Genomic DNA, 11,034 nt, shown 5'->3' on the forward strand with positions numbered 1-11,034 from the left:
TGGGTTGTGCCGCTTGCGATAAGCGGTACAGTCCTTCTTTACCTGTTCAGGGAGGGACAATCGTTTTTTTATACGTTAGCTGTCAGGAAAACTAAATCTAAAATAGTCCGAGCAACTTTATCGAACCGGTATAACAACACCTTTACAAATTAAGCATTTTAATACATTATTTTTATGAAAACAAAAACAAAACTATTGTCCTGCCTGCTGTTGGTACTATGCTACCTGCCAATGCAGGGACAGGTGACTATCGGGGACGGAATAGCCCCGCAGGATTTTTCCGTTCTGGAAGTTTCCACATTATCTACCAAGGGCGGCCTTCGCCTGCCGCAACTGACTACTGACCAGCGTGATAATGTGCTGATGAAATCTGCGCACTGGACCAGTGAGGTTCTCGGCAAAGGCAGGGGGCTTACCATTTACAATACCGACACCGACTGTGTGGAGTATTGGAACAAAACCAAATGGATAAGCCTGTGTTCGGGCAATGCCGGTTTTGAAGGCGGCGATTGTGCCGATACGCCTGTACCACCGGCAGGAGGTTCCACCAACTGCGGCATTACCGACCCCAACTGTGATACCGAAGGGGAATATACCTTCACCTTCGTTACAGGCAGCGATTATGCCACCCTGGAAGTAACCGATGCCGGTGCGGGCGAGTTCAAACTGACCTTCGATGCCAACGACCGGGCATCGGACCGGCAGGCTATCGTTATGGTGACTTCCCCCTGCGGGACAAGCTCGATGTTTGCTTTCACCCAGAAGGGCGACGACACGGGCTGCGGAACGACTGCCGTACCCGCTATCAAAAGCGTAGGCGACATTACCGCCATGTGCGGCAACGGGGCGGCTTACCTCTATCTGGAGGGTTATCCCGCAACGGGAATATTCATCTGGACGCTGAACGGACAACAGGTAGGTACCGGACACAACTATACGGCTTACACTTCGGGCAAATACATCGTATACGGCGACAAGATCGGCTGTACCAACAAGAGCGAGTTCCAACTCACATTAAGCGGGATGGGCGCGCCCGCCCCCGTGGCTGACGTAGTCAGGGGAAACAACGGCCTGGTATGCGATGCTGCGGGAACTACCAAACTCATTGCACAGAAACCGGCGGGAAGCGGAACGGTACGCTGGTTTAAGGACGGCGTATTGCAAAACCTGACTACGCCGGATAACGAAGTAGACGCCGGCGTAGGCGAATGGTTCGCCGTGGTCAACGAAGGCGCGTGCTGGTCTGAACCGAGCGAAACCATTACCGTATCGGTAGACCCCAACACGGGCGCCGACCTGATAAAGCCAATTGTAAGCTACACCGGCGGTTTCTGCGCCGGAGGCTCGGAACTGCTGAAAGTTACCAACCCGCAAGCCGGATATACCTATACCTGGTACGAAAACAATACGCAATTATCCCCGACGGGGACACAATACCTGTACAATGTGCCTGCCGATGCCGCAAGTGTGGTGATACGCTGCCGCGCCACTATGGCCGGAGGCTGTGCCAACGAAGCTATCGAAACAAAAATCATCAACACCGGAACCATCCCCGGCCGTCCTTCCATTACGGGCGACAGGATACTTTGCTCGGGCGTGGCTACCCTCTACGCGAATGCTGCCGCTACGGGAACAACATATGCTTACAACTGGTATAAAGACGGTGTGCCCTATGCCAATACCGAAAGCATCACCGTAACCGAAGGGGCGACCTATTCGCTGACCGTGACAAGCGACGGCGGTACAGGCTGTACCAGCCCTGCTGCAACGCGCACCATAGACAATGCCAGCTCAGCGAAACCTACCGTGACCCTGAACCGCAGCACCGAAACACCTAACCAGGGGGATGTGGTGACCTATATGGCATCTATCAACTTCGGGCCGGCTACGGGCTATACATGGACATATTCCAACGCTACCCTGCAATCGGGGGGAACCACAAGCTCGGCCAACGCCGTGTTTAAGTTCGGTAACCCGGGACCGGCCTGGGTGAAGGTAGAAGTGGAAAACGCTTGCGACATAGGGACGGCTACACACTCTGTGGCCGACGTACAGCCCAACTGTATCAGTCCGGACGGAGTATTTCCAGATCTAAGCACGAATATTCTTCCACTCGAAACCGTTGCCGGAATAGGCGTAACCCTCGGACGAGTATCGGCCACCTTCCCTTCCCTTTCGGGCGACCCTACGGTCTGGTACCAATGGTGGAAGAATACTGTGAATAGCAACACAGGAGGTACAATTGTAAAAGACTGGAGTACAAGCCACAGCTATGTAGCCACAGAATCGTCCGACGGAACCTATTTCTATTACTGCAAGGTGAAGAATGCCTGTGGAACCGATGCTTCTGCATTAGCTTCGGGCGTATATACCGTAAAGGTATTGCCGAACCCTGAAACACTGCCGGAGGGTACGGGAACATTGGTTGGTAAGACCTGTTTCGATGTGGTGGAGATCAACAACGGTGGAAGCTGCGGTGAACTGGCAGGACGATTGTCGCAGAAAGCGGACTTCTTGCAAGCGGCTACCAATACCCAGACCTATACCTTTACAACAAGCGGTACAGTAAGCAAGATACGCTTTATCTACACAAACGCGGGTGAAGAAGTGATCGAAAGCATTACTCCGGGCAATGCCTCGTGGGCTACAGGCACAAGCTTGAGCGGAACCTATACCGTGACTGTAAAATACAAAACCGACCTGACCAGTAAAGCCTCGGGGCTAACCCGCGAACAGGCTTTGAAAGCCGCCTTGTATGTGGTATATAATGACAACCCAACGGGTACGGGCACAGAAAAGATGCTTAAACTCGATATATCGGTGCAGGATTGTACGTGTTGTCCGGGTTACCTGGCTGTAGGAGGGGAATATACTAAAACTTACACGGGAACTTATCTGAGCGCCCTTAATCATGGCGACAATATATCGAGCGTTCTGACTTATTTTACCGCTACGGGAAAGTCTGTATGTTTCTTCAAAACCGATGCTCTCGCCGGCACTGGTGTCGCATTCACTAATGCATACAATAAGTGCGCCGATGGCTCGTACGTAGATGCTGAATTCCGTAGTATGGGATCGTGGCGACTGCCTAACCTTGCCGAGATTGGCGCATTACAAAGTGTGCATAGCAGCCTGGCAACTAACCCGAACTCCATGCTCGGCACCGCCAACATGCAAACTGCTAACTATTGGACGCAGACCCAAAGAAGCGCCAATGACGGCTGGACTTGGGGTTTTTCGGCGGGTAAAGCGCTTTATGAAGCCAAAGGTGAATCCTACACAGTGCGTTGCGTCAGGACTTTATAAAACTTTAGAAAATTAACTATTTCCGTCGTGCCTTAAGCACGACGGATTTAATACCGCGAAGCGGAGAACAACTACAGGGTGTGCCCGCCACACCCTGTAGTATAGCAAATCCGGGTGACAGGGGCCACCCTTCACCCGGATTTATTTAACAAGCTGTCTGTCAGCTGTTATCATACAATAAAAACAAGTAAAGGGATATGCAACCTTTTATCCGTTTGTATATCCAGATAACCAATCGGATACCCATAGGCCATATAAGGTATTGGGAAAGATGATTTTACAGCGGGTGCGCCCCGCACATTTAACAATGAAAACGAATATCACCACATATAGCGTGCCCTTGCGGCCCGCCCCCTACAACGGATAAACGATATATAAACAGGCAGGAATTACCGGATACCGAAAATGTAGGGCAGGCCTGCGTGTCTGCCTGAAAAACAAACGGGAACGGGCAAATAATATATGATGAATATGCGGGCGGATGGCCATTCGCCCCTACGAAATGAAAAAAAATAATATGAAACGAATAATTGTATTTACATTATTGGCGGTATGCACAGGATATACCGCAGCACAGACCATCTCGCTGTCGGCGCCGTTGTTTGCCGGCCGTGAGGCTAAACTCTATTATTTTGCCGGAGCGAAGGTCGATTCTTTGCTGTCGGTAGTCGATAATGCCGGTAAGGCCAACTTTACCCTGCCGTCCGGCGATTACCGGGGCATGGCGGCGCTGGTTGTTCCCGGTGCGGGAGGCATCGAACTGGTAATCGCCGAACCGTCGGTGACTGTCGAATGCAAAGATAACCAGCTGAATACCGAAACGGCTGTGTTTAAAAACTCGTCCGAGAACGATTTCCTCAAACACATCTTTACCACCCAAAGCAAGTATATGCAGCAGCAGGCATGGCTTCAGGCAGGGGGCGGGCTGTTCGGAAAAGAATCATCGATAGTAAAAAGCCTTCAACCCGAACTAAAAAAGGTAGGGGATTCAATGGCGGCTTTGGAAAAAGAGATAACGGCTTCCAAACTCTATGCCGCCCGCTACTTCCGCCTTGCCGGCTTTATGAACCGCCTGTTCGATACCGAGCAGAAACGTGATAGTGAAGGGGCTAAACTCATACGCAGGGAGATGGAAGAAACACTCGATATCGCATCATTATACACCTCGGGGCAGTTATGGAACAGCTCGCTGAACTTTTACGCCAGCCTGTTCAACCATACTGCCGGAGCGGACAAGCAACAGCAATACGCGGCATCGGTACAGCGTACAGCACAAAGGTTACCGGCCCCTTATTACGAAGCATTCCTTGCGGGCTGCATCACCGAAACCGAGCGTTTCGGCTGGCGTCAGGCGCAGGACAGTATTCTGGCGGGGCTGCATCCGCAGTATATACCCGGAAACACCTCTTTCAGGCGGGCTTTAGGGGCTTACCGTGCCCGTAACGGGCAGTCCATGCCGTCATTGGCGGGACTGGCTGAGACAAAAGAAACTTATGGAAAAACGCTGGCCGCCTTTTACGATTCGGACTGTTCGACCTGTGTCAACGAGATGTTCCGGTTGGTGAGTGTATATCCCAGGTTGCAGGAGAAGGGTATCCGGGTGGTATCGGTTTCGGCCGACAAGGACAGGAAGCGTTACGAAGAGGGTATCCGCCGCTTCCCGTGGGCCGATAAGCTTTGCGATTTCAAGGGATTCGAAGGGGAGAACTTCTCGGATTATAATGTGATCGGTACCCCGTCATTCTTCCTGACAGGCAAAGACGGGAAGTTGGAAGGGATGTACTATGCTGTGGAAGACCTGATGAAAATGATAAATGAAGAATAAGTTTATCCCTGTAAAAAAGCAAGAAGCCAAAAACAGGAAAAATAGATACGATATTGAAACAAAACAGAGATAAACCGAATAAAAAAAATAAGCGATGAAAAAAGCGAAGAATAACAGCCCGTAAGGGGCAATTTAGTAATAACCAACACAAGTAAAAGCGTAAATTATGAAAGAATTTACAGAAAAGATGAAGCTTGAACTGCTCTCCGGGCTTCGCCAAACCGACGGACAGAACACACCGGCGATGGACAAGGCGCGCGAAGCCTTAGCGCTGCTCGAAAATGCTTTTAATGAACTCAAAGCATTTATATGTAAAACGGGTTTTGAGGCCCAAGAAGAGGAAATTTAATATTATAATTTTTAACTGGCTATACATCAGTAATATTTCCTTGCCTCTTCCTCCATAAAAAGGGGATATATCATAAGGGGCTTCCAAATCTTGTTTTTTTTATAAATGAATGCTTTCAGCTTGTCAAAACCCGATTCCGGCAGGCCGATACACTCTTCGGCTCGCCGGTGCATACTTATATTTTCTATCTCATTTCATATTGTATTACTGGTTAAATCCTGTTTAGTTTTAAATCAAAGTTTCGCGTATTATTATGTATTGCTGTTTGTGCCAACTCCAATCTTTTCTCCCAAAAGCTTCTGCCATTTGGAGATCGTATTGCGGCTCAAGCGAAACTTGCCTGTCAGTTGGTTATTGTTTAACTTATTTTGTTGTTGGTAATGGAGAATATGCCCGATGCTCTCCCTGTCATAGGCACGATGTTTCTGATTGGAAGCAATTTCCACCTCTTCTTCCTGCACTTTCAGAAACCTGGAGGCACACTCCACACTTACCCCGCATTCCTGCATACGCTGATAGATCAGCCTGCCGATATGGATATTTTTGAAATTGGCCGCCATACTTTCAATTTACACATTTGTAATATTTGTAATCCGCTTTCACATCTCTATATCTTCCACCCGCACATATCTCCCCTGAATCATTCCCTGTCCGTCGATCACATAGAACGTCGGCGTACCCATTACCCCATAGTTGGTAAAATCCGTTCCGGAAAAACCACGGAAGTCGCAGTACCGGGCCTGCCAGGGAAAAGCGGCCGAGGTATTCCTGAATATCTGTTCCTCCTTATCGGCCGATATGGACACCACTTCATAGCCTTTCTCACGCAACAGCGGATAGTTCCCTTTCAACTGTTGAAGCTCGTTATCGCAGGCATTACACCCCGATTCGTAGAACACAAGCAGTACTTTGCCGCGGGGGAAGGCGCCCCGGGACAGGGCCGGAGCCTTACTTCCCTTCCGTAGCTTCAGCAGCGTATAGAGTGATGCAACCTTTCCTTCCGGTTCCCTGATCCTGTCGTCGTTGATAAGGAAGAACGCAAATTCCAGTTCCTGGTCGTGCCAGCCTTTCTTCTCGCAAAATACAATTACCTTTTCGCACAGAGCCGCGTAAATTTCTTCCGCAGAAGCGCGTCTGGCCAGGCGGGTCATAGCGGGTATGAAGGCCGCGCGGTTTTCTTCCTTGTAGCTATACCAGTCCATAAGCTGCTCCAGCACGCCCGCCCAATGCCCGGAGGTGTAAAGCGCATCTATGTCCAGGCTGTCCAGTACATAATCGTTCAGCGAACCGGCTATTTCATCCGGGCCCGAAACCGGGACAGGAGGAAGCCCCCTGGTTACATCTACAACCTGTGCGAAGCGTGCAGCGTAAAGCGGGTTACTCGCCGTCTCAGCCTGCAGGAGCTTATAAACCCGCTCCTGCTTTTGAAGTTCTGTGTTAAAAATGGAAAGTAAATCCGCGTCGTTTTTATATACTTCTGTTGCCATACGCATGGCGTCTATCTTTCCCAGAATATCTTGCTGACGCTTGTAACGGGTATTCAGGTAATTGTTTTCGGAGGTGTTTTTGTAAATGATATTCTCCTCCGAGGGTTGTGCCTCGGTGCAGGAGACGGAGAAATTCTCACCCCCGGCGACTATCATGCTCAGGCCCCCGCCGTTGGCCAGCAGCCACTGCGTCATGCCGCGGTAGTTCCTGTGGCTGGCAGGCATTCGGAGCACCGCCCGCCCGCCGGCGTCTAAGGTGCCGGAGGCAAGGGTATCCTGCTTCTCGCCCCGGAAAGCCGTAAATGTCCACTCGCTGCCCGCAAAATGGGGAAAGTCGAGTGCTACGGTTTGACCGTAGGCGGCAGGTAAGGTGAGGGTGGTCAAAAATAATAATATGAAAGATTTCATTGTTTTTCGTTTTTATCTTTGGGTTATTGGGTCAATACGATGTGACCGGGCTTAATGTGGTCCAATGCAGGTGGGGTCGCTACGCCCTCTACCAGCCGGACTCGGTCTAATAACTCCTCCTGCTTTTAATGCAGGAGGAGAAAGGGATGAATTGGAAAATGTAGGCTGTATTACAAGCTAATGCAGCGGATGCTTTCGCCCAGGCTCATACCTATAACAGGAGCAGGAGGGCCGGACATTGAAAAGCGGGTTTCATGAGCGTCGTTGGCAGCAGCTACGTTCGAGGTGTAATAGTAGCCAGTTGCGCCGTGGTTCGTAAGGGCGCCGGATGCCGAGCTGCGGTAGCCGGCAGCGGGTAAGTACAAGTGTTCGCCTACGTGCATGCCGCTGGTGTAATTAGTCGGTGAGTTTGTCCACGTGGAAGCCGGGGTATAGCGAAGTGTATTTTTGCTGGCAAAGCCAAAATCCGTTAGTTTGGGCACATGAGAGCCCGGAGGGCACGGGTCGTTTGCGGTTCGAGATCCGGTGGACCAAGCGGTATTAGAGGGGTTAGTTGTAACCCACGGGCCGTACAGGGCGTCCGGCGAAGCCGCGGGAGTCGGGCGGCCCCACTGGTAGTAATCCCCGTTCAATCCTTGAGCTGGGGTGAACGGGTCGAGCGTATAGTCCGCGCCCAGGTTATGGCACATAAAGGCTTTCCATTTGCCGTCAGCCATATAGGCTCCGCAACAAGAGCAGTCCTGTATCCGTACTTTCAGCGGAACGGATACATCTTGTGTGCCATTATTATATATGGCATATATAGTAAGCTGAGCGGCATTAGCCTGTGTACGGCCAAAAATTAAGCCCCCGTCGGCACTCAAAGATGTTTTATAATTAACCGTCAGCGTGATTACTTCATTATTGGCTATCGTTCCCTCTTTACCACCTGAATAGGATGACACACACTCTTCCGGATCCACAACCCAGAAGCGCAGGTTACTTTTTGTCCCGCTTGCCGAAGCGGTAAACGTATAAGTCACAGGTCCCAGATTAGCAAAGTCCGCCATATAATACGCCCTCATTTCCTGCGAGCCGCAATCGCCACCGAAATTCGACTTGTTGATATCAAAGCAGGTCCTGCCGGTGAACGTACCCGATCCGGGCGTGGTCGGCAGTACTGTTACCTTCACCGTATAGACTGCGCTGTTCCCGAACTTGTCCGAACAGTTTGTGCCAGCGTTAGCGACTTTGCAATAATAGTAATATGTGCCCGCCGCGTCATATACAGGGGTGGTATACACGTTGTCAACCGCACCAGCGATCGGCATGTCGTCTGCGGGCGTATTATTTTTTTGATCAACTGTGGTGTACCACTGGAAAGTACGTGGAGGGTTTCCCTCGTCAAAGAGCGCATTGACAGCACCCAGGGACGCCGAGAACCCGGTCAGCACGTTCTTGGTGGTCGCATCCTGGCTTCTGACATCTGTCACAGCGGCGCAGTCTTCGCCTACCTGAACGGGACGAATCGCCGGACTGGAATCGCCGCACTGGTTGCCTGCCGTAACACGCACCGAGGCATCACCCGTCGTCTGATCATAGATTACATAGATGGTGGCGTCTGTCAGGTTGTAACCGGGAGCCAGCGACGCATTCTCTAATGCCCACTGGTAACCATTTACCGGCCCGCCTGCTTTTACATTGACTTCATATTTGACCTTATCCCCCAAATTGACCTTTCCCGGAGTCTGCGCATACGAAACCAGCTCTATGACAGGCGCAGCGCTGCTAACCATCGGGATGTTTCGGCTAACCATCGGGCTGGTACAGCCATCCTTGGCAACAGTGGCATAATATGTACCGCCGGAAGTAATGGGTAGCTGCTGGCCGGTCCCCATCAGCGCGTTATTTAGATACCAGGCATACTCATAAGTGCCTGTGCTTGTATCTGAGGGTCTAACATTGAGAGTGCCCGTACCATCGCAAAGCACCATACTACCACCGATAATAGGCGGCGAAGGGATTGTCCCGGCATCGATTGTTTCAATGGCTATGGCCTCCCGGGCACATGAGCCTGCAAGGGTAGCGCGGCAACGGATAACAACCGGGCTGACGTCCGAAGGTACGGTGTATAATACCGAACTGCCGACACCGATCTGCGTATTGTTTGCATACCAGGTATAGGTATAGGTTGTATTACCACCGGATACAGACAAAAGGACAGTGCCGCCTGCACAGAAAGCGGGGTACGCAATACTAAATTTATCTAGCTGGCCGGATTCAAGATTTTCTATGACAGACACCGTTTGGGAAGGACGGGAGTAACAGGTAGTACCATCCGTCACCACGGCAAACCAGTCGCCGGTACCCACTTCTATCCTAACATAACTGGGATCTGTTGTTGTAACCGTATAATCGGTATTCTTTACAGCCTTTACACCGTTCTTAAACCACAACACTGTACCGGAGCCGTTCGGGTTCATGGCTACAAGCGTGGTGGTTCCGTCAGGGCCGCAGACCATCCCGTTATTACCGTTGACCACGATATTTACGGGCTGCGGTGCGCCGATTCCTTCCCGGGTTACAGTCACCGTATTGTTAGGCCTCTGCCCACAACCGATATGGCCCATCCAGACGTCGTACTTCCCCTCCTGGGTGACAACAATGTTGTTTACCCCACGGGCAAACTCAATATTGTTGCGTGTCCAGATCACGTCCGCAAGCGTAGCGGGAGCGGTGATCGTCGTTGCGTCTATCGACAGGTAAACAGCGCCATTTGCGCAAAATTTGATATTATTGCCCGAAGGCTCGGAGTGGATTTCTGGAGCCGTACCAAGGTTACTTGTACTACAGTCATAACCATCCTGTAAAAACAAAAAGTCCTTGTACAGGCCCGTACAGCTACTGGTTACGCGAACCACTACCGAACGCTGGTTTATCGAATTGTTAGGCTGGAACGAGAGACCGAACATACCGTCCGTCTCATTGACACCGGTAAGCTGCGCATAATCCTGACCGGCCACGATCAGGATTGTAAAAGGACCGTTCTCGCAATCCGGGTCGGTAACCGTAAACCCATCGCCACATAAGGAACCATCCGGCCAATTGCCATCTGCATCCGCCGGGCACGGTTCGGGATCGATTGTCATCAACGAACTGCCCTCGCAGAGGCTGACCCAACGAACAGAGTTCCAGTATTCGTAGCATTGGGTAGTTGTGTTAAAGATAGCAAGGCCCGGGGCATTTGCCAACTCGTCGGCGGTAACGTTTCCCGAAGGCTTTACAGGGTTGCCTGTGGAAACTTTAAGGAAATAATCACGCCAGGCGTTACGCTCTTGCGTGCTCAGTTGCGGCAGGCGAAGGCCACCCCTGGTGTCTTTTGTGGATACTTCCAGAACGGAAAAATCCCGGGGTGGCGTACCGTCCCCGATGGTCACCTGTCCCTGCATTGGCAGGTAGCATAGTACCAACAGCAGGCAGGACAATAGTTTTGTTTTTGTTTTCATAAAAATAATGTATTAAAATGCTTAATTTGTAAAGGTGTTGTTATACCGGTTCGATAAAGTTGCTCGGACTATTTTAGATTTAGTTTTCCTGACAGCTAACGTATAAAAAAACGATTGTCCCTCCCTGAACAGGTAAAGAAGGACTGTACCGCTTATCGCAAGCGGCACAACCCA

Annotated in this window: 6 protein-coding genes; 3 read left to right on the top strand and 3 right to left on the bottom strand. The window is 50.9% G+C overall.

Annotated features, from left to right (window positions below; translation table 11 throughout):
- The first annotated feature begins 174 nt into the window (after positions 1-174).
- From IR083_RS24355 to IR083_RS24365, 3 genes are all read left to right on the top strand, one after another.
- Positions 175-3,306 carry a DUF1566 domain-containing protein gene (locus tag IR083_RS24355; protein ID WP_194226241.1) on the top strand — a complete coding sequence of 1,044 codons (3,132 nt, stop codon included), beginning with the start codon at positions 175-177 and terminating at the stop codon, positions 3,304-3,306.
- A gap of 517 nt (positions 3,307-3,823) precedes the next feature.
- Positions 3,824-5,131: a peroxiredoxin family protein gene (locus IR083_RS24360; protein ID WP_194226242.1), complete on the top strand. Its 1,308-nt coding sequence runs from the start codon at positions 3,824-3,826 to the stop codon at positions 5,129-5,131.
- A 166-nt stretch (positions 5,132-5,297) separates the two neighbouring features.
- Positions 5,298-5,480: a hypothetical protein gene (locus IR083_RS24365; RefSeq protein WP_194226243.1), complete on the top strand. Its 183-nt coding sequence runs from the start codon at positions 5,298-5,300 to the stop codon at positions 5,478-5,480.
- 251 nt (positions 5,481-5,731) lie between these two features.
- On the opposite strand, the gene IR083_RS24370 is transcribed toward IR083_RS24365, so the two are convergent.
- The 3 genes from IR083_RS24370 to IR083_RS24380 all read right to left on the bottom strand — a co-directional run bounded on the left by IR083_RS24370 (position 5,732) and on the right by IR083_RS24380 (position 9,984).
- Complete coding sequence (locus IR083_RS24370) at positions 5,732-6,040, bottom strand: hypothetical protein (RefSeq protein WP_194226244.1); 309 nt, start codon at positions 6,038-6,040, stop codon at positions 5,732-5,734.
- Positions 6,041-6,079: 39 nt separating this feature from the next.
- Entirely contained in the window at positions 6,080-7,162 is a 1,083-nt protein-coding gene (locus IR083_RS24375) for a peroxiredoxin family protein (RefSeq protein ID WP_194226245.1), read from the bottom strand.
- A gap of 383 nt (positions 7,163-7,545) precedes the next feature.
- On the bottom strand, positions 7,546-9,984 hold the full coding sequence (locus IR083_RS24380) for a hypothetical protein (protein WP_194226246.1): 2,439 nt from the start codon (positions 9,982-9,984) through the stop codon (positions 7,546-7,548).
- Between the last annotated feature and the right edge of the window lie 1,050 nt (positions 9,985-11,034).

Source organism: Dysgonomonas sp. GY75 (genome assembly GCF_015234155.1).
GTDB lineage: Bacteria > Bacteroidota > Bacteroidia > Bacteroidales > Dysgonomonadaceae > Dysgonomonas > Dysgonomonas gadei.

What these genes read in the sequence shown, in the direction of transcription:
- IR083_RS24380 (WP_194226246.1), bottom strand. Translation starts at nt 9,984, where the DNA reads ATGGGCCATATCGGTTGTGGGCAGAGGCCTAACAATACGGTGACTGTA.
- IR083_RS24360 (WP_194226242.1), top strand. Translation starts at nt 3,824, where the DNA reads ATGAAACGAATAATTGTATTTACATTATTGGCGGTATGCACAGGATAT.
- IR083_RS24375 (WP_194226245.1), bottom strand. Translation starts at nt 7,162, where the DNA reads ATGACGCAGTGGCTGCTGGCCAACGGCGGGGGCCTGAGCATGATAGTC.
- IR083_RS24355 (WP_194226241.1), top strand. Translation starts at nt 175, where the DNA reads ATGAAAACAAAAACAAAACTATTGTCCTGCCTGCTGTTGGTACTATGC.
- IR083_RS24370 (WP_194226244.1), bottom strand. Translation starts at nt 6,040, where the DNA reads ATGGCGGCCAATTTCAAAAATATCCATATCGGCAGGCTGATCTATCAG.
- IR083_RS24365 (WP_194226243.1), top strand. Translation starts at nt 5,298, where the DNA reads ATGAAAGAATTTACAGAAAAGATGAAGCTTGAACTGCTCTCCGGGCTT.